The 18,667-nt window shown below is 64.8% G+C and carries 15 protein-coding genes; 8 read left to right on the top strand and 7 right to left on the bottom strand.

The window, feature by feature from the left end; all coding sequences use genetic code 11:
* Positions 1-168: 168 nt before the first annotated feature.
* Complete coding sequence (locus ACP16H_RS00750) at positions 169-918, bottom strand: hypothetical protein (RefSeq protein WP_425070322.1); 750 nt, start codon at positions 916-918, stop codon at positions 169-171.
* Positions 919-1,051: 133 nt separating this feature from the next.
* Here ACP16H_RS00750 and ACP16H_RS00745 point away from each other — a divergent pair, with 133 nt between their 5' ends.
* Entirely contained in the window at positions 1,052-1,927 is an 876-nt protein-coding gene (locus ACP16H_RS00745; protein ID WP_425070321.1) for a glycosyltransferase family 2 protein, read from the top strand.
* Positions 1,928-1,930: 3 nt separating this feature from the next.
* Here the strand turns inward: ACP16H_RS00745 and ACP16H_RS00740 are convergent, their stop codons facing one another.
* From ACP16H_RS00740 to ACP16H_RS00730, 3 genes are all read right to left on the bottom strand, one after another.
* Positions 1,931-2,467 (bottom strand): hypothetical protein, encoded by a 537-nt coding sequence (locus tag ACP16H_RS00740; protein WP_425070320.1) that lies wholly within the window; start codon positions 2,465-2,467, stop codon positions 1,931-1,933.
* Positions 2,468-2,739: 272 nt separating this feature from the next.
* The gene (locus ACP16H_RS00735) at positions 2,740-4,110 is read right to left on the bottom strand and encodes a M20/M25/M40 family metallo-hydrolase (protein ID WP_425070319.1); all 1,371 of its coding nucleotides are present in this window, start codon (positions 4,108-4,110) and stop codon (positions 2,740-2,742) included.
* Between the two features lie 76 nt (positions 4,111-4,186).
* Positions 4,187-4,519 carry a 5-aminolevulinate synthase gene (locus tag ACP16H_RS00730; protein WP_425070318.1) on the bottom strand — a complete coding sequence of 111 codons (333 nt, stop codon included), beginning with the start codon at positions 4,517-4,519 and terminating at the stop codon, positions 4,187-4,189.
* A gap of 368 nt (positions 4,520-4,887) precedes the next feature.
* On the opposite strand from ACP16H_RS00730, the gene hemA reads away from it, so the two are divergent.
* The 4 genes from hemA (at position 4,888) to ACP16H_RS00710 (ending at position 10,569) form a co-directional block, all read left to right on the top strand.
* The gene (gene hemA, locus ACP16H_RS00725; RefSeq protein WP_425070777.1) at positions 4,888-6,111 is read left to right on the top strand and encodes a 5-aminolevulinate synthase; all 1,224 of its coding nucleotides are present in this window, start codon (positions 4,888-4,890) and stop codon (positions 6,109-6,111) included.
* A 123-nt stretch (positions 6,112-6,234) separates the two neighbouring features.
* Complete coding sequence (locus tag ACP16H_RS00720; RefSeq protein WP_425070317.1) at positions 6,235-7,959, top strand: RodZ domain-containing protein; 1,725 nt, start codon at positions 6,235-6,237, stop codon at positions 7,957-7,959.
* A gap of 85 nt (positions 7,960-8,044) precedes the next feature.
* On the top strand, positions 8,045-9,175 hold the full coding sequence (gene ispG / locus ACP16H_RS00715; RefSeq protein WP_425070316.1) for a flavodoxin-dependent (E)-4-hydroxy-3-methylbut-2-enyl-diphosphate synthase: 1,131 nt from the start codon (positions 8,045-8,047) through the stop codon (positions 9,173-9,175).
* 47 nt (positions 9,176-9,222) lie between these two features.
* Positions 9,223-10,569 carry a sensor histidine kinase gene (locus ACP16H_RS00710; protein ID WP_425070315.1) on the top strand — a complete coding sequence of 449 codons (1,347 nt, stop codon included), beginning with the start codon at positions 9,223-9,225 and terminating at the stop codon, positions 10,567-10,569.
* Here ACP16H_RS00710 and traF read toward each other — a convergent pair.
* From traF to ACP16H_RS00695, 3 genes are read right to left on the bottom strand one after another with little or no spacing between them, the layout of a single operon-like run.
* On the bottom strand, positions 10,554-10,979 hold the full coding sequence (traF, locus tag ACP16H_RS00705; RefSeq protein WP_425070314.1) for a conjugal transfer protein TraF: 426 nt from the start codon (positions 10,977-10,979) through the stop codon (positions 10,554-10,556). The genes ACP16H_RS00710 and traF overlap by 16 nt on opposite strands.
* Before the next feature lie 3 nt (positions 10,980-10,982).
* On the bottom strand, positions 10,983-11,747 hold the full coding sequence (locus ACP16H_RS00700; RefSeq protein ID WP_425070313.1) for a DsbA family protein: 765 nt from the start codon (positions 11,745-11,747) through the stop codon (positions 10,983-10,985).
* A 25-nt stretch (positions 11,748-11,772) separates the two neighbouring features.
* Positions 11,773-13,089, bottom strand: coding sequence for a M48 family metalloprotease (locus ACP16H_RS00695; RefSeq protein WP_425070312.1), 1,317 nt, complete (start codon positions 13,087-13,089; stop codon positions 11,773-11,775).
* 66 nt (positions 13,090-13,155) lie between these two features.
* On the opposite strand from ACP16H_RS00695, the gene ACP16H_RS00690 reads away from it, so the two are divergent.
* From ACP16H_RS00690 to ACP16H_RS00680, 3 genes are all read left to right on the top strand, one after another.
* The gene (locus ACP16H_RS00690) at positions 13,156-14,313 is read left to right on the top strand and encodes a pyridoxal phosphate-dependent aminotransferase (RefSeq protein WP_425070311.1); all 1,158 of its coding nucleotides are present in this window, start codon (positions 13,156-13,158) and stop codon (positions 14,311-14,313) included.
* Positions 14,314-14,378: 65 nt separating this feature from the next.
* A complete protein-coding gene (locus ACP16H_RS00685; protein ID WP_425070310.1) occupies positions 14,379-15,587 on the top strand; it encodes an N-acetylmuramoyl-L-alanine amidase in 1,209 nt (402 codons plus the stop codon).
* 283 nt (positions 15,588-15,870) lie between these two features.
* Positions 15,871-18,408, top strand: coding sequence for a penicillin-binding protein 1A (locus ACP16H_RS00680; protein WP_425070309.1), 2,538 nt, complete (start codon positions 15,871-15,873; stop codon positions 18,406-18,408).
* Positions 18,409-18,667 lie beyond the last annotated feature (259 nt).

Genomic DNA, 18,667 nt, shown 5'->3' with positions numbered 1-18,667 from the left:
GGGGTTTTTTGGGGGTTGGGGGCTTTCCGGGGTGGGTTGGGTTTTGGGCGTGGGGGGCCCCCCGCCCCCCGGCGCGCGCCTGCGGCGCGCTTGGACGGGGAGGCGCTGCCTCCCCGAACCCCTCCGAGGTATTTTCGAAACCAAAGAAGCAGGGGCGCGGCTCGCGGCTCAGTCGTAGTTGTAGCCCAGGCGGGATTCCAGCGGCAGGTCCAATTGGCTGCGCAGGAAGGTGAGGTCGTTTTCCGGCACGGTATTGGGCGTTTCCGGGCGGGCGTCCACGCTGGGAAGGAACTTTGAGCCGAGGCGTTTGACCACCGGGCGGTAGGCAGTTTCGGGTGCAGGCAGGGAGAAGGCCGCGTTGAGGGCGGCGAGGAAGCTCTCGGGCGCTTGTTGCACCGCCTCCATGCGGCAGAGGATCAGCGTACAGTCGCGGTGCACGTAGGACAGGAGGCTTGCTAGCTTGGTGCGGCGCAACGCAAAGAGGTTGGCGAAGGCCATGCCGGTGATCGGGTGGCGGTCGTGTTGCAGCGGGCGACCTTCGCCGCCGTGGTCCTGCACTTGGGGGAAGTAGCGTTTGCGGTCCGCGATGGTGGCCCATTCGGCGCGGATGAAGTCGGAGTAGGTGAGCGTCTGCATCGCGGGCGGCGTGTGCCATGGCTTTGCATGCATCGACAGCGACCAGGGCCGCGCGTCCCGGACGCAGGCGACGATGGCGGTGTCGGCGGGGATCGCCGTCATCTGCGGGAAGCCATGTTTCCAGCCGAGCGCCTCGATCGGTTGCAGCGCGGTGTTGCGGCCGATCAGGCGCTTGACGAAATTGGTGCCCGAGGAGCGCTCGCCAAACACCTGGAACCGGCGCGGCGGCATCGGGCCGGGGGTGAACTGCCAGCCGGTCTCGGGGAAATCCTCTGCGATCATGCCTGTCTCACTGCCACGGGTTTTCTGCAACCATAGCGCCGCGCCGGAGAGATTGCGATTCTCAACGCGCGAGGCTTGGGGTATCCTGCGTCCAAACGGCCACGGCAGGTGGCGAGAGACGGGACACGAGCAGATGCAAACGACTGCGGCGGCGCTGACCATGGTGCGCGACGATGCCTTCTTTCTGAAGGCCTGGCTGCGCCATTACGGCGAGATCTTCGGGCGCGAGAACTGTTACATCGTCAATCACGGTCGGGGTGAAGAGGTCGCGCGCTTGGCCGAGGGCTGCAACGTGATCGGCATTCCGGGCGATCCGCATCCGAATTTCGACATGAAGCGCTGGCGGATGCTGAACAACTTCGTGCAGGGCTTGCGGTGCTACTACGATCACATCGTGGTGGGCGATGTGGACGAGCTGGTGGTGGTCGATCCCTCGGATGGGCGTAACCTGTTGGAATACCTTCGGGATTGTCGCCAAAAGCGGTTTCTGACGCCGCTCGGGCTGGAGGTGATCCACCGCATCGACCTCGAGCACGAGGAAATCGGTGAGACGATCATCGGGCCGCGCCGGCATGTACGGCTGGCACCGCATTACTCGAAACCCTGCATCGTCAGCCATGGGGCCAAGATCGCGCGGGGCGGGCATTTCACCCAGTATGAAAAGCTGCACGCGCCGGATGACCTGTACCTGTTTCACCTGAAGTTCTGCGATTTCCGCAATTACGTCGAGGTGATGAACGCGCGCAACGCGGTGACCGAGAGCGTCGGGGGATCGGTGCAGGAGGCCTCCATCGGGCGGCACTGGTTCGCCGAAGCGCGGGGCGAGGATCGTGCGGTCTTTGAGGCCTTTGCTGGGCTGGAGATGCATGAGGGGTTCGACCTGGGGTGGGTGCGCAAGCGGATGGTGCGCAGCTGGGCGCCGCGCGGCGAGACCGGGTTCTGGAACTTCGCGCGGCCCGACTACACGCAGCAATACGTTTTGCCGGAGAGGTTTGACGGAGTGTTCTGAGGGTCAGTTGCCTTGTGACGAGACGAAGGCCACGTTGTCCAGCGTCAGGTTCGGGAAGGTCTGTTCGAAGGCGGTGTTCGCCGCCAGGATCACCTGCTGGCTGTTTCCGTCCAGCATGCCAAATCCCATGTCCCAGACGCTGGCCGGAGTGTAGAATAGGGTCAGGGCAACCAGCGCGCCCATGAGGATGCCGCCGGAGTTCTTTTTCTTGGCGCCGGTCTTGTAGGAATAGCGCAGCACGTGCAGCAGCAGCAGCACGACCGAGGCTGCCAGCAGCACGGCCAGTCCGCCAAAGATCCAGTCGTGATAGTGCTCCGGCAGCGAGCCCTGACGCAGTGAGGTGGCGATGTGGTCGCGGCGGTTGGAAATCGACGAGACCATGTAGATCCAGCCGAAACCGACGAGTGTCATGGCAAAGGGGCGGGACGGGGTGGCATCCTTGGCATAAGCCGCCTCGCCTAGGCGCGCGAACCGGGGGTCGACCCGGGCGACGCGAAGGCGGAAATCCGCGTGGGAGAGTTTTCGGAACGTGCCAATCATGACGCATTCGTTACCTGCGGATTCGGGCATATTTCGGATCAAATACGGCAGAACCGCCGCAATCCTCTTCTCTGATAGGTAGTATTTTAACTTTTGCGGCAGATGTGGCGCAGAGTGCACAACCTTGCCGTATTTGGCACAAAGATGGCACATGCTTTCGTCGTGTTTCTTAGGAAATGGTTAATCCCGCGTCGAGACCGGGCTTTTTCCCGTGACGGACAGGTAATGCGCGCCGGAATGGCCCGGCGCGCCGTGTGTTTCGACGGAATGGCTCAGCGGATGGCGTCCAGGATCCGCGCCCAGCTGCGAATCCCTTTGTGGAAGCTTTCGACGTCGTACTTCTCGTTCGGCGAGTGGATCTGGTCGTCGTCCTTGGCCCAGCCCACCAGCATGGTGTCCATGTCGAGGATCGACTTGAAATACCCGGCCACGGGGATCGAGCCGCCGCAGCCGGTAAACGCCGCGTCAAAACCCCATTCTGCCCCGAGAACGCCGCGCGCCTGTTCAAAGGCCGGATGGGTCGTCGTCATCTGTCCGGCGGGCGAGGCGCCATGGGCATGGAAGGTGGCGGTGACATCCTCGGGCAGTTGCGCCTGCACCCAGGCGCGGAAGTTTTCGCGGATGGCATGCGGGTCCTGCTGGCCGACGAGGCGGAAGCTGACCTTGGCCGAGGCCTTGGACGGCAGCACGGTCTTGAACCCATCCCCGGTGTAGCCGCCGGTGATGCCGTTGATCTCGGCGGTAGGGCGCGACCAGATCATCTCGAGCGCGCTGCGGTCCTGTTCACCCGCCGGATGCGACAGGCCCACATCGCCAAGGAACGCACCGTGGTCGAAGCCCAGCCCGTCCCATTGCGCCTTGATCTCGGGCGGCAGCTCCGGCACGCCGTCGTAGAAGCCCGGCACTTGGATGCGGCCCTGATCGTCGTGCAGGTTGGCGAGCACCTTCGACAGGACGCGGATCGGGTTCATGGCGGCGCCGCCGTACATGCCGGAATGCAGGTCCTTGTTCGGGCCGGTGAGGGTGATTTCCTCGCCCAGCAGGCCGCGCAGCTGGGTCATGATGGCGGGCACGCGCGATTCGAACAGGCCCGTGTCGCAGATCAGGGCGATGTCCGCCTTCAGTTCCTGCGCGTTCTCGTTGAGGAAGGGGATGAGGGAGGGCGAGCCGCTTTCCTCTTCGCCTTCGAAGAAGAAGGTGATCTTGCAGGGGAAACTGCCGTGGATCTCTTTCCACGCGCGGCAGGCCTCGACAAAGGTCATCAGCTGGCCCTTGTCGTCGGACGCGCCGCGCCCCCGGATCACCTTGCCCTTGGCGGTGTCCTCGATCGCGGGGTCAAAGGGATCGCGGTCCCAGAGGTTCAGCGGGTCGACCGGCTGCACATCATAATGGCCGTAGAACAGAACATGCGGCCCGTCGCCGTCCACGTGACCCATGACCATGGGATGGCCGGGAGTCGGGCGTTTCTGTGCCTTCACGCCAAAGGACGCGAGGTCCGCCACCAGCCAGTCCGCCGCCTGGTCGCAATCGGCCTTGTAGGCCGGATCGGTGGAGATCGACGGGATGCGCAGCAGAGCCATCAGGCGGTCGAGCGCGGCGGGCAGGTCTTCGTCGATGCGGGAAAGGGTGGCGTCGAGGGACATCAAAAGGCTCCGTTCATTGTCTGGGACGGAGCCTAGCGGGATGCTGGCCAGTGTCCAGAACCGGCAAGGTCCCGGATCACACCGCGACGATGGCCAATCCGGTCAGCACCAGCCCCGCGCCGATGGCCTGCCGGAAGCTCAGCCCCTCGCCGATGCCCATGGCAAAGCCCAGAACCAGCACGGTCTCGACTCCGATGATGAGGATGTAGAGCACAGATAGATGCGTGTTGCGCATCAGCAGCACCTCGGCGGCAAAGGCCAGCAGGAACCCCAGCAGCGCGATGATGCCACCGGTGACCAGCGCACCGCCGGCGGCACCCTTCATGCCGACGGTGGCAACGAAATATCCCGCCGCCGTCAGCACGATCAGGGGCAGGGGAGAGATCAGGGGATTCGATAGCGACAACACGGGGAAAATCCACGAATGAACAGGCGGGAAAATTTACGTTCTGGAAATGCCTCCGAGGGTACGGGCAGCGGGCAGGGGCGCGAAGTCCGGTATACCTGACCGGTCTGCGCCTAACGTCTATGTGAAGGGGGCCGCCTGCGGGCTGGCAAAAGGTGTTTCCTATCCGCTAAAAAGGTGCGAACCGGAAAGATGGGGGCGGGATATTTCTTTGAACGCTTGATCTCGGTCAAGGATGCGACGGTTCGTCCGAACCTAAACGGTAGACAGATGCTTTTTCGGGCCTTAATTATTCACGAACTTGAATGCAGCCCAAGGCTGCGGACGGGACGCCACGGAATGATGCGCCCATGACCAGAAGGAGGAGCCCGGTGGACTACACCGCGAAACTCGACGACGCCCTGAACCGCCTGCACGAAGAGGGCCGTTACCGCACCTTCATCGACATCGAGCGCAAGAAGGGCCAGTTTCCGCACGCCACCTGGCGCAAGCCTGACGGATCCGAGACGCCGATCACCGTGTGGTGCGGCAACGACTACCTTGGCATGGGGCAGCACCCGGTTGTTCTGTCCGCGATGCACGAGGCCATCGACGCAACGGGCGCAGGCTCGGGCGGGACGCGCAACATCTCGGGGACCACGGTCTATCACAAGGCGCTGGAGGCCGAGCTGGCCGACCTGCACGGCAAGGAAGCGGCGCTGCTGTTCACCTCTGCCTATATCGCCAACGACGCGACGCTGAGCACGCTGCCGAAGCTGTTCCCGGGTCTCATCATCTATTCGGACGAGCTGAACCACGCCTCGATGATCGAGGGGATCAAGCGCAACGGCGGTGCCAAGCGCATCTTCAAGCACAACGATCTGGACGATCTGCGCGCCAAGCTGGAGGCCGACGACCCCGCCGCGCCCAAGCTGATCGCATTCGAATCAATTTACTCGATGGACGGCGATTTCGGCCCGATCAAGGAAATCTGCGACCTCGCGGATGAATTCGGCGCGCTGACCTACATCGACGAAGTGCACGCCGTCGGGATGTATGGGCCGAGGGGCGCGGGCGTCGCGGAACGCGATCGCCTGATGCACCGGATCGACATCATCAACGGCACGCTGGCCAAGGCCTACGGCGTCATGGGCGGCTATATCGCGGCCTCGGCAAAGATGTGTGACGCGGTGCGCTCCTATGCGCCGGGCTTTATCTTCTCGACCTCGCTGGCGCCTGCGCTGGCCGCCGGTGCGACGGCTTCGGTGGCGCATCTGAAGCGCGACCAGAAGCTGCGCGAGCAGCATCAGACTCAGGCCAAGATCCTGAAAACACGTCTGAAAGGTCTGGGCATGCCGATCATCGACCACGGCTCGCACATCGTGCCCGTGATCGTCGGCGACCCCAAGCACACCAAGCAGCTGTCGGACATGCTGCTGGAGGGCTACGGCATCTATGTGCAGCCCATCAACTTCCCCACGGTGCCCCGCGGCACCGAGCGTCTGCGCTTCACCCCCTCTCCGGTGCATGGCCCCGAAGAGATGGACAAACTCGTCCGCGCCATGGACGAGCTCTGGAGCCACTGCGCGCTGAATCGTGCCGAAATGGCGGGATAACTCCCGGTATTTCTGTCAATTGCCTTGTGGTGTGGTAACGTAATCGCAATAACCGGGCTGCACGAATCGTGGAGGCCCGGGTAGGGCAGGCACGGGCAGATAGTGAAGTTGGGGCAGTCGCGCATGATCGGGCGTAAATCCCAGAACCGGATTGAAACCACGGACTCCCATCAGGGGTCCGAAGGGTTCACTCTGAAGCTGGGCGATGTAATGCGCGGCGAACGCGCGACAATGGGCAAGTCCCTGCTGGATGTTCAACGCGAGTTGCGCATCAAGGCAAGTTACATTGCCGCGATCGAGAATTGCGACCCCTCCGCCTTTGATACCCCCGGGTTTATCGCAGGTTACGTGCGCTCTTACGCCCGATACCTTGGTATGGACCCGGACGAGGCTTTCGCCGGATTCTGCGAGGAAAGCGGGTTCTCCGTGGCCCATGGCATGTCCTCCGAGGCATCTGTCGTGGCGCGCAAACCGGGCTCGGGCGAATTGGCAAAGCCGCGGGTGCGCAACGCGCTTGCTGAACCGAACCTGCCGTTCGCCCCTGCATCCGACAGCTGGATGTCGCAGATCGAACCGCGCGCCATCGGGTCCTCGCTGGTGCTTCTGGCGCTGATCGGTGGCATCGGTTACGGCGGCTGGGCCGTGTTGCAGGAAGTGCAGCGCGTGCAGGTCACGCCCGTGGATCAGACGCCGGTGGTGCTGTCGGAACTCGACCCGCTGGACGCTGCGCGGCGGCCGCTCCCGGTGGACGATCAGCCCGTGGCCGAGGATGTTGCAGGCGTGTTCACACCGCCGAGCACCGAGGCGTTTGACCGGCTGTACCGTCCGCAGGCCCTGGATGTGCCTGTACTGGTGGCGCGGGACGAGCCGATTTCCACGCTTGACCCTGACAGCGGTGGCCTGTTTGCCGGGCGCGGCGGCGCGCTTCCGTCGGTGCAGGACAGCTCGTTGGCGGCGGCTGCGCTGGCCGAAGGCCTGATCGACCAGGCGCAAAGCGGCACGATGATCCAGACGCCGGTGATCGCGGGCAGCGGCGTGACCGTTCTGGCCGTGCGCCCGTCCTGGGTGCAGATCAAGGATGAAGAGGGCAACGTGCTGTTGTCGCATGTCATGAACGCGGGCGAGACCTATGCCGTGCCGCGCGATGCCATGGCGGCAGAGTTGCAGGCCGGCGAATCCGGGGCGGTGTATTTCACCGTCGATGGTCAGACCTACGGTCCGGCCGGGGCGCGTGGTTCGGTGACGCAGGGCGTGTCGCTTGCCGCTGCTGACCTGACCGAACGGTACAGCCCGGCGCAGCCCGGTGACGATGACGACCTGATGACGGCCTTGGTCGCGATGGACTTGCAGGGCGGATCTGCAACGACCGTGGCCGAAGCGCCGCGTATCGCACCGTCCATGCCGGACATGAGCGCGCCCCGGACGGCGGCGCCGCAGATTGCCTCGACCTCGACCGACACGGATGTGCAGGCGCCTGCGGGACCGCGCGTTCTGGCGGATGCACCTCCGGGAATCACCGTGGTGGCTACTGCCGAAACCTGGGTCGAGGTCACCTCGCCCTCGGGCAAGAAGCTGTTCGCGCAGACCTTGCAGGCGGGACAGACCTACCAGGTGCCGCAGACCGATCAGCCCGCGACGATCTTCTCCGGCAATGCCGGTGGCGTGTTCTTTGCGGTCAATGGCCAGACCTTCGGTCCCTATGGTCAGAATGGCCAGTTCGGGCGGAACCTTGCGCTTTCTGCCGAAGCGATTCAGCAAGAGCTGAAGGTTGCCGACCTGACGCAAAACCAGACCCTTGCACGAGTGGTTGCCGAGCTTCGCCTCGCCAGCCCGCTGCCGGGCCGGTAAGGGGCCGGGTGCGGTGGTCTGACACTTCCGCATCGCTCCACGCCCCCCTATATCCACAGCGAACAACCCTGACAGGAGCCTCGTCATGAGCCTCAACCACGTTCGCCCGTGGCGGAACATCTATCGCCGCGCGTCCCGCAAGATCATGGTGGGCAATGTTCCCGTGGGCGGTGATGCACCGATCACCGTGCAGACGATGACGAACACCGTCACCACTGACATCCCCGGCACCATCGCGCAAGTTCTGGCCGCCGCCGAGGCGGGCGCAGATATCGTGCGGGTGTCGGTGCCGGACGAGGATTCGGCCAAGGCGTTGAAGGAAATCGTGCGCGAAAGCCCGGTGCCGATCGTCGCCGATATCCATTTCCATTACCGTCGCGGCATCGAGGCCGCCGAGGCCGGGGCCGCCTGCCTGCGGATCAACCCGGGTAACATCGGCTCGCCCGAGCGCGTGAAGGAAGTCATCAAGGCCGCCCGCGACCACAACTGTTCCATCCGCATCGGCGTCAACGCCGGGAGCCTCGAAAAGCACTTGCTGGACAAATACGGCGAGCCGACGCCGGACGCCATGGTCGAAAGCGGTCTGGATCACATCAAGATCCTGCAAGACAACGACTTTCATGAGTTCAAGATCAGCTGCAAGGCGTCGGACATCTTCATGGCCGCCGCCGCCTATCAAAAGCTGGCCGATGCAACGGACGCGCCCATTCACCTCGGGATCACCGAGGCGGGCGGCTTTGTCTCTGGCACGGTCAAAAGCGCGATTGGCCTTGGCAACCTTTTGTGGATGGGGATTGGCGACACGATCCGCGTGTCCCTCTCGGCGGACCCCGTCGAAGAGGTCAAGGTCGGCTACGAGATCCTCAAATCATTGGGCCTGCGCCATCGTGGCGTGAACATCATCAGCTGTCCGTCCTGCGCGCGGCAGGGTTTCGATGTCATCAAGACCGTCGAGATCCTGGAAAAGCGGCTGGAGCACATCAAGACACCCATGAGCCTGTCGATCATCGGCTGCGTGGTGAACGGCCCCGGTGAGGCGCTGATGACCGATGTGGGCTTTACCGGCGGTGGGGCCGGGTCGGGCATGGTGTATCTGGCCGGCAAGGCCAGCCACAAGATGTCCAACGACCAGATGGTCGATCACATCGTCGAAGAAGTCGAGAAGCGCGCTGCGTTGATCGACGCCGAAGCCGTTTCGCCAAAGGCCGCCGAATAACCAGTTTTCAGGCTCCGGTTGGGGAGCGACGCAACCCGTAGGTGAAAATGACCGGACTTCCCGGCTTGGGCATTCCATTGGTTCTGGACGCTCGCGTCATCCGCGAGCAGCATGACTTGCGGATGCGCGAGCTGAAGTTGCGGGTGCCGTCACTGGCGCTGGCATCGGTGGCGCTGTGGGTCGTGTTCGGGCTGTGGCAGGTGATGCTGTGGTTCGTCGTGCGGATGGCGGTCTACCTGCTGTTCATGGTCGTGGCGCGGCGTCTGCCGGATCGACTGAGCGGATGGGGGCTGGCGGCTTTTGTGGCGCTCACGCTGGCGGATTCGCTGATCTACAACGGCATGGCTGTCTGGCTGTGGTATCTTGACCACCGTGTTCTGGACCTGTTCGCGCTGGCGATCATCACGACGGCGATGCTGTCGGTCAGCTGGGTGCGCGCGGAGTCTGCCTTGCTTTGGATCTGTGACAGCATCGCCATCGCGCTGAGCTTGATGGCCGTGCCGGTGATTTATTACATGCAGGGCAATCCCTTGATCCACGCGGTGTTGGCCGCCGGAATCTTTGCGTTGGTGCTGGTCTACTTCGTCATGGCAAAGTTCGCCGTGTGGAAAATGCGAACCGATATTCGCCGCGCGCAGGCCGGAGAGATCGAGCGCGCCAAAAGCGACGCTGTCGGCAAGCTGGCGGGCGGCATGGCGCATGACTTCAACAATTTGCTGACCGTTGTTCTGGGCAATCTGGAACTGGCCAAGATCGCGATGCAGCCCGGCGAGCGCACCGAGATGCTGGAAGAGGCAGAGGCTGCCGCGCGCCGCGGGGCCGAGATGATCGGGCAGTTGCTGGCCTTTTCACGCAAGGCGCGGCTGGAAACACGCCTGGTCGGCATCGGGGAAATGTTCGACGGCGTTGCGCCGCTGATCGGGGCGATGCTGGGCAAGAAGCACTGGGTGACGCGGGCGCCGCTGCCGGAGGATCTGCCGCAGGTGCGGGTGGATATGGGCAAGATCCAGTCGGTCTTGTTGGAATTGGTGCTGAACGCACGCGAGGCCATGCCGCGTGGCGGAGAGATCTCGCTGGTGGCGCAGAAAACGGATGCGCTGGGACGGCCGACGGTGAGCCTGTCGGTGATCGACACAGGCGTCGGCATCGCGCCGGAGCGTCTGGCGCTGGTCTGCGACCCGTTCTATTCGACCCGGACCAAGGCGACGGGGCTGGGCCTGTCGATGGTGAAGGGGATCGCGGAGCAGTCTGGTGGCTCGCTCGTCCTGACCTCGATTGCCGGGCAGGGCACGCGTGTCACGCTGCACCTGCCTGCGGCGGTGGCCGAGCAGGCGGTGGCGTCGGGCGCGCCCTGCGTCGGTGCGCAGGGCGCTGTGGCTCAGCGCGTCAGGTAATCTTCGAGCACGAAATCCGGCATCAGGCCACGGATCAGGCGGTCAGGCATGACGTAGGACGGCAGCGAGTCCAGGTTCAGCCGCTCGAACATCGGGCGAGTGCTGTCGTCGAGTTCGATCACGCTCAGGGTCAGGTCGAGCCGGTCCGTGACGCGGCGCAGTTCTGCCGCTGCCTGCGCACAATCGGGACACTTCGGGCCGATGAAGATCGCGATGGCGGCGCTTTGGTCCGGGCCGAACAAGGCGTCGGCCTCTGCTTCGATCCTGGCGCGGTCGGCGTTTTTCTCGGTGCCATAGATGTCCACGGCGGGTGGCGCAGTGAGGTTGCGCAGGCGCTCTTCGGCGGTCGGTGCGAATTGCGCGTGGACCGGCGCCGCAATCAGCAGCGCCGGTATCAGGTTGCGGATCATCGCTTAGTTGGCCGAGCGGGCCTGCGCGACGATCTGCTCCATCGCCGCGAGCGGCGCGTAGCCGCGTACCATCTCGGTGCCAAAGACGAAGGAGGGCGTGCCGCTGATCTGCATCGCCTGCGCCAGGGCGCGGGTTTCGGTGATGCGGCGGGTGACTTCCTCGCTGTCCATCTCGGCCTTCACGGCGTCGTAGTCAAAGCCGAAGGTCTCGGCCAGTCGCTGAAGCTGGGCTTCGCCCGGGTTGCCTTCGAGCGAGATGAGCGCCTCGTGGACCTGCTCGTAGGCCTCGTCTCCGGCAACGATCTGGGTGGCGATGGCAAAGCGCGAAGAGATCATCGAGGCGTCGCCGAGGATCGGGAATTCCTTCACGATCAGGCGGATGTTGCCGTCCTTTTCGACCAGTTCGGTCACTTCGGGCGCGGCCTTGCGGCAGTAGCCGCAGCGGTAATCCATGAATTCGACGATGGTGAAATCGCCGTCCGGGTTGCCGCCGACCCAACTGTAGCCGTCGTTCAGCAGGGCGTCCTTGTGGGTTTCCACCAGCGCGCTGTCGACCTGCACCTGCTGCTGGGCTTCCATTTCCTCCAGCTTGGCCACGGCGTCCATGATGACCTGCGGGTTGGTCAGCAGGTAGTCGCGGACGGCCTCGCCAAAGGCGGCGCGCTGATCGTCGGACATGTTCGACAGGTCGAAGTCCTGCGCCATGGCAGAGGTTGCGCCGGTCAGGCAGGCGGCGGTCACGCCGGCTTTGAGGATGGATTTCAGCATGGGGTCTCCGTTTGCGTTGTCTTGTTCATTTCTGTTTGGCCTGACGCGCGGCGTCCAGCACATCTTGTGCGCGTTGATAGGGGGCCGAGCCGCGTGGCAGTTGCGCTTCTGCGCGCCGGGCGTGCAGTTCGGCGTCCTTCAGGCGTCCGGTCAGGGCGTAGCGTTCGGCGGTGGCCAGCGAGGCCATGCCGTTGTTGCCAAGCTTCGCGTAGGCGACGCCAAGGTCGCGCAACATGCCGGGATCCGAGAAGTCGCGCCCGCGGGCGGCCTCCAGCGCTTCCAAAGCGCCCTTGGCATCCCCGGCGGCAAGGCGCGCGCGCCCCAGCCCGGCGAGGATCAGGGATTCGCGCGGGGCCCGGTTGGCGGCGGCCTGATAGACCTGCACGGCGGCCTTGAACTGGCGCGATTCCAGCAGGATCTGGCCCTTGAGCTCCATCAGGTAGGGATCGTCCGGGCGCGCGGCGATGGCGGTGTCGATGGCGGCGAGGGCCTTTTTCATGTTGGACTGGCGGTGATAGGCCACCGCCTCGCGCATCAGCCGGACGTCCTTGTAGGGATACATGTCGAGGCGGCGCAGCGTCCAGTTGGGCGCGCGTTTGAAGGCGCTCAGCTTGCCCTGGGCGCGGGCGAACCAATAGTCGGCGGTCGGATTGGGCTGGCCGGGCTTTGCGCCCACCACCAGCGATTCCAGCGTGCGCATCCGGTCGCGCGACAGCGGATGCGTGACGGCGTAGGGGTCCATGCGGCTTTCGTCCAGGTTCACCTGGTTGATGAAGATGCTGATGGCATCCGTCGCACCGCGCGGGTCGATCCCGGCACGCTGGAGAAACCGCACGGCGGAAATGTCGGCCGAGGTTTCCTCGGCCCGGGTGTGTGTGAAAAACCGGCGCGCGGCGGAGGCGCTGCTGCCCGCCGCGATGCCCACGGCCAGCGAGGGATCGGCGCCCGAGATGCCTGCCGCCACGGCCAGCAGCATGCCCAGACCGGCGGCGCTGCGGGCCGAACGCATGTTGGTCAGCCGCCGCGTGATGTGGCCATTGGCGATATGCGCGGCCTCATGGGCGAGGACGGCTTGCAGCGCGGGGGCGCTTTCGAGTTTCAGGATCAGGCCCGAGTGGATGAAGATATGGCGCGAATCCGCGACGAAGGCGTTCAGGCTCGGATCGTCCAGCACGACGATGTCCACCTGCGCGGGGCTGAGGCCCGCTGCCGTCAGCACCGGAGCGGCGAGCTGTTTCAGCGCGTATTCCATGTCGGCATCGCGCAGGAAGGTGGCCGCGCCGGCCTGACCCGCCATGAGGACGAGCGCCGCAATCAGGCTCAGGAGTCTGGTCTGGATCATTGACGCCACGGGTGTCTCGTTCATAAGCCTCGGGTATTCAGTCCGGGGCACAGTAGAGAGGCAGACATGCGAAGTTCAAGACGCGGGAACGTCGATCCCTTTATCGTGATGGACGTGATGGAGGCCGCGCGCGCCCGCGAGGCCGCCGGACACCGGGTGATTCACATGGAAGTGGGGCAGCCCGGCACGGCGGCACCTGCCATGGCGCGCGAGGCGGTGGCAAAGGCGCTGGCGGCGGACCCGTTAGGATATACTGTTGCGCTGGGTCTGCCGGAACTGCGCGCCCGGATCGCAAGGCTCTATGGCGATTGGTATAATGTCGATCTGGACCCGGCGCGCGTGGTGGTGACGCCGGGGTCGTCGGGCGGCTTCATCCTTGCGTTCTCGGCCCTGTTCGACGCGGGCGAGCGCGTGGCGCTGGGGGCACCCGGCTACCCGTCCTATCGCCAGATCCTCAAGGCGCTGGATCTGGTCCCGGTCGAGGTGCAGTCGGCGGCGGAAAACCGCTATCAGCCGGTGCCCGCGGATTTGCAGGGCGTGGATTTCGAGGGGCTGCTGGTGGCCTCGCCGGCGAATCCGACAGGGACGATGCTGGACAAGGGCGCTTTGGGGGCGCTGGTGGACTGTGCCGCCGACAAGGGCGCGGCCTTCCTGTCGGACGAGATCTACCACGGCATCGAATATGACCGGAAGGCCGTGACGGCGCTGGAGGTCAGCGACGACGTGGTGGTCATCAACTCGTTTTCGAAGTTCTTTTCCATGACCGGCTGGCGCGTCGGCTGGCTGGTGGTGCCGGACAGCCACGTGCGGCAGGTGGAACGGCTGGCGCAGAACCTGTTCATCTGCCCGCCGCATGTGGCGCAGGTCGCAGCACTTCACGCCATGGACGCGAAAGATGAGACCGAGGCCAACCTCGCTGTCTACACGAGAAACCGCGAGTTGATGCGTGTCGGTCTGCCCGAGGCCGGGTTCGACCGGATCGCGCCTCCGGACGGGGCCTTCTATTTCTACGCCGATGTCAGCCATCTGACCGACGACAGTGTCGCCTTTGCCAAGGAGATCCTGGAGGAAGCGGGCGTCGCCGTGACGCCGGGGCTGGACTTTGATCCGGTGCGGGGCGCGGGAACCTTGCGGTTCTCCTACGCGCGCAGCACGGCGGATATCGAGGAAGGGCTGGCGCGGCTGAAGGCATTCATGCGCAAGCGGGGGCTGGCCGAGGGCTGATTGCCGCTGGGACGCGGCGCGCGAGGGTGCTATGGTCTGCGCAAGGATCACCGGGAAACGGGACCATGAGCAGGATATTCGCCTTTCTTTGCATGATGATCTGCGCCTCGTCGCTGGCGGCGCAGGAGACGTCCGGCCTTGCGCGTTACGAGGGCGGCGGCTTTGTCGACCGTCGCTTTGGCGGGACGCAGCTGGAACTGAAACTGTCGCAGGGCGTGCCGTGGCGCGTGTTCACCGTGGCGGACCCCTATCGTCTGGTGGTGGACTTCCGCGAGGTGGACTGGGGCACGGTGGAGGCCAAGGCGCTGGATGCCAGCGACAAGGTGAAATCCGTCCGTATGGGCAGCTTCCGGCCCGGCTGGTCGCGGCTGGTGGCGGAACTGACAGAGCCACTGACGGTGGCCGAGGCGAGCCTGAAAACGCGCAAGGACGGTGGTAGCGCGGAGCTGTTGTTGAAACTGGCGCCGACGGACCACGCGGCGTTCCTTGCCCATGCCGGTGTGCCGCGCGATCCCGACTGGGAGATGCCGCGCCCCCATGCACGCAGGCCCGCGCCGCGTGCGGCGGGGGCGCCGCTTGTCGTGGTGCTGGACCCCGGTCACGGCGGTATTGATCCGGGCGCAGAGCGGGGCGGCGTCAGCGAGGCCAACCTGGTGCTGAAATTCGCCCGCGAACTGCGCGACGTCCTGCTGCGGTCGGGCAACTACGAGGTTGTTCTGACACGCAATTCCGACACCTTCATCTCGCTTGAGGCGCGGGTGGCAGCGGCGCATGACGCGGGGGCGGATATCTTCATCTCGTTGCATGCCGATGCGCTGGATTCGGGTGTGGCGCATGGGGCGGCGGTCTACACGCTGGCCGAGGATGCCTCGGACGAGGCGTCTCAGGCGCTGGCCGAACGCCACGACCGCGACGATCTGCTGGCGGGGATCGACCTGAGCGGGTCGGACGACCGGGTGGCGCAGGTGCTGCTGGACCTTGCGCGGCTGGACAATACGCCGCGCAGTCAGGCCATGGCGAAACATATCGTCGACGGGATCAAGAACGCGCTGGGGCATGTGCACAAGGACCCGCAGCGCGAGGCGGCGTTCTCGGTGCTGAAGTCGGCGGATATTCCGTCTGTGCTGATCGAACTGGGGTTCCTGTCGTCGCAGAAGGACCTGCAAAGCCTGCAGGACCCGGCGTGGCGGGCGGGCATGGCGGCGGGCATCCGCGACGGGCTGGCGGCATGGGCCATCGAGGACAAGGCATTGGCACGCCTGAGGCGGCAGTGACCGCGCGGGCAAATGTGAACAATGCGTTCACGCCGGACAATCGGATCAACCTTTCGTAGAGGTTTTCGACGACGTTAACCTTTGAGGTCCAATCTCGCGGCGAGGGCCTGTGATGCCTTGTTATGCCACGCAAATCTTGTCTTTGGTCTAACGCCGCGTCCGGGTCGGCGGAGCCACGCGCATGGCTGGCACGGATGTGTTTTGACCGGGGCCCGGAAAACCGTTAAGCGGGGTCCAATCGCCCGGGCCAAAGGCCACGGGCCCCATAGACTTGAGGTCTTGCGTGACGCGGTTCATCTTCTCCTTCTTCGGTGGCATCTTTGCCGTGGTGACCATGGGCGCGATGATGATCGCCGTCACCATCGGCGCTGTGTTCTGGATGTATGGGCGGGACCTGCCCAGTCATGAACACCTTGCGCAATACACGCCGCCGACGATCAGCCGCATCTATTCGCGCGAGGGCGCAGTGATCGACGAATTCGCGCAGGAGCGGCGTCTGTTCACCCCGGCGAACGAGATCCCGGACCTGGTGAAGCACGCCTTTATCTCGGCGGAAGACAAGAACTTCTACACTCACAAGGGCTATGACATCCGCGGCATCATCGCGGCGGCGGTGCAGGCGGCGAAGTCGGGCGGGTCCGACGTGCGCGGTGCGTCCACCATCACGCAGCAGGTGATGAAGAACTTCCTGCTGTCGGGCGACCGCAAGGCAGAGCGCAAGATCAAGGAAATCATCCTTGCGAGCCGGGTCGAGGAAGCCATGTCCAAGGACAAGATCCTTGAGCTGTACCTCAACGAGATCTTCCTCGGGCAGAACAGCTACGGCGTGACCGCCGCCGCGCAGACCTATTTCAACAAGACCCTTAGCGAGCTTGCCCCGCATGAGGCGGCGATGCTGGCCTCCATGCCCAAGGCGCCGTCCGACTACCATCCCGTCCGCCGCAAGGAGCGCGTGACGCAGCGCCGCGACTTTGTCCTCAAGGAGATGATGGAGAACGGCTATATCGACCGGGCGACCTATGAACACGAGGTGGCGCAGCCGCTGCGGTCGGTGCAGAACGGCGATTTCCCGACCTTTGCCGATGCGCTGCCGCCGCGTGACTACTTTACCGACGAAATCCGCCGCCAGCTGAGCCGCGATTTCGGTGAGGATCAGTTCTTTTCCGGCGGTTACAGCGTCCGCGCGACGCTGGACCCGGAGATGCAGACCGAGGCTGCGCATGCGCTGCAACGGGCTCTGGAACGCTACGACCGTGGCCTTGGCCGTTGGCGCGGCACCGGCAAGACCATCGACGCCGGCACGCTGAGCGACGAGGCCGCATGGCGCGCGGCGCTGGCCGACGTGCGCGTGGCGCGTGACGTGACACTGGAGAGCAAGTGGTATCCGGCGGTGGTGCGCGAGGTGCGCGAGAACGAGCTGGTGCTGGGCATCGAGGATGTCGCGCTGGACGATCCGCGCGGCATGACCGTGCCCCGGTCCGACACCAGCTGGTTCAAGGGCTCGCTGACCGAGAACTTCGCGCCGGGTGACGTGGTGCATGTGCGCGAGTACACCGAGGGTGGCAATTTTGTGCGCTGGACGCTGCGGCAGGTGCCGCAGGTGCAGGGCGGGTTCATGGCGATGGACGTGAACACGGGCCGCGTGATCGCCATGCAGGGCGGTTTCAGCTACCAGCATTCGGTGTTCAACCGCGCGACGCAGGCCAAGCGCCAGCCGGGATCGAGCTTCAAGCCCTTCGTCTACGCGGCGGCGCTGGACAGCGGGTATACCCCCGCGACCATCGTGGTGGACGCCCCGATCGAGATCAACACGCCGCAGGGTGTCTGGCGGCCCAAGAACGCCTCGAACCAGTTCTATGGCCCGACGCCGCTGCGCACGGGGATCGAGCGGTCGCGGAACCTGATGACCATCCGTCTGGCGCAGGAAGTCGGCATGGACGTGGTCGCGGATTACGCCGAGCGGTTCGGCGTCTATGACAACATGGGCCGGGTTCTGGCGAACGCCCTGGGCGCGGATGAAACCACGCTGTTCAAGATGGTGGCGGCCTATGCCATGTTCGCCAATGGCGGCGAGCGGGTGGAGCCGACGCTGGTCGACCGGGTGCAGGACCGCTACGGCAACACGGTCTACAGCCACGACGCGGCGCAGGGCAACAAGCGCGTCTGCGTGGATTGCTACGATCCGAACCTCGCGCCGGGGCGCTCTCCGCGCATCGTCAGCGAGCGGGAGCGGGTGATGGACCCGATCACCGCCTATCAGCTGACCTCGATGATGGAAGGCGTGGTGAAGCGCGGGACGGCGGCCAAGTCGGTCAACCTGCCGGTGCCCACGGCGGGCAAGACCGGGACGACCAATGATTCCAAGGACGTGTGGTTCGTGGGCTTCACCTCGAACATCGTGGCGGGCTGTTACATCGGCTACGACACGCCGCGTTCGCTGGGGTCGGGGGCCTCGGGCGGCGGGTTCTGCGGTCCGGTCTTCGAGCAGTTCATGCAGAAGGCGGTGAAGAAATACGGCGGCGGCGCGTTCAAGGTGCCGGAGACCTGCAACTTCGTGAACATCGACCGGTTCTCGGGCGCGCGTCTGGGCGAGGGTGCCCGTGGCGACAACGTGGTGGCGGAGTGTTTCCGCGAAGACGACCTGCTGAACGGCGTCTGGGGCGTGCAGCTGGACGGTGGCTTTGCCATCTCGGGCAGCTTTGACCTGATCCGTCCGGATGGCACGGCGGTGGCGAAGGAGGTGACCACCTCGACGGGCCGCAAGGCGGTGGTGGGTCCGAAGGCGGGCTTTGGCACGCTGTCATCGGGGGGCCTGTACTGATCGCGGCAGGTGGGTCGCAGACCCACCCTACGGGTTAACGCCAGGTCTGATGACTGCAGCGCGCGTTGGGGTTAACCCGGCGCGCGTTTGCCATATCTGGGGGGGGGGCGGTGCCGGTTTCGGGGCGGGTTAACCGGATTTTTACGCAGGTTTCGCGGCTGTAAGGGGTGAACCGGCCGGTTGTTAAGGGTTTGACCGTGACGTTGCGTCGGAAAGGGTTAATCCGGTCACTTTCTGAGGGGAGTCGGGGCACAGCCCC

The sequence above is a fragment of the Sagittula sp. S175 genome, assembly GCF_049800975.1.
Lineage (GTDB): Bacteria > Pseudomonadota > Alphaproteobacteria > Rhodobacterales > Rhodobacteraceae > Sagittula.
The sequence above is the reverse complement of the archived record's forward strand: the minus strand, read 5'-3'. Positions and strand labels throughout refer to the sequence as shown.

Coding starts and splice junctions, on each gene's coding strand:
- ACP16H_RS00740 (WP_425070320.1), bottom strand. CDS start 2,467: ATGATTGGCACGTTCCGAAAACTCTCCCACGCGGATTTCCGCCTTCGC.
- ACP16H_RS00700 (WP_425070313.1), bottom strand. CDS start 11,747: ATGCTGAAATCCATCCTCAAAGCCGGCGTGACCGCCGCCTGCCTGACC.
- ACP16H_RS00720 (WP_425070317.1), top strand. CDS start 6,235: ATGATCGGGCGTAAATCCCAGAACCGGATTGAAACCACGGACTCCCAT.
- ACP16H_RS00690 (WP_425070311.1), top strand. CDS start 13,156: ATGCGAAGTTCAAGACGCGGGAACGTCGATCCCTTTATCGTGATGGAC.
- ACP16H_RS00735 (WP_425070319.1), bottom strand. CDS start 4,110: ATGTCCCTCGACGCCACCCTTTCCCGCATCGACGAAGACCTGCCCGCC.
- ACP16H_RS00685 (WP_425070310.1), top strand. CDS start 14,379: ATGAGCAGGATATTCGCCTTTCTTTGCATGATGATCTGCGCCTCGTCG.
- traF (WP_425070314.1), bottom strand. CDS start 10,979: ATGATCCGCAACCTGATACCGGCGCTGCTGATTGCGGCGCCGGTCCAC.
- ACP16H_RS00745 (WP_425070321.1), top strand. CDS start 1,052: ATGCAAACGACTGCGGCGGCGCTGACCATGGTGCGCGACGATGCCTTC.
- ACP16H_RS00695 (WP_425070312.1), bottom strand. CDS start 13,089: ATGATCCAGACCAGACTCCTGAGCCTGATTGCGGCGCTCGTCCTCATG.
- ACP16H_RS00750 (WP_425070322.1), bottom strand. CDS start 918: ATGATCGCAGAGGATTTCCCCGAGACCGGCTGGCAGTTCACCCCCGGC.
- ispG (WP_425070316.1), top strand. CDS start 8,045: ATGAGCCTCAACCACGTTCGCCCGTGGCGGAACATCTATCGCCGCGCG.
- ACP16H_RS00710 (WP_425070315.1), top strand. CDS start 9,223: ATGACCGGACTTCCCGGCTTGGGCATTCCATTGGTTCTGGACGCTCGC.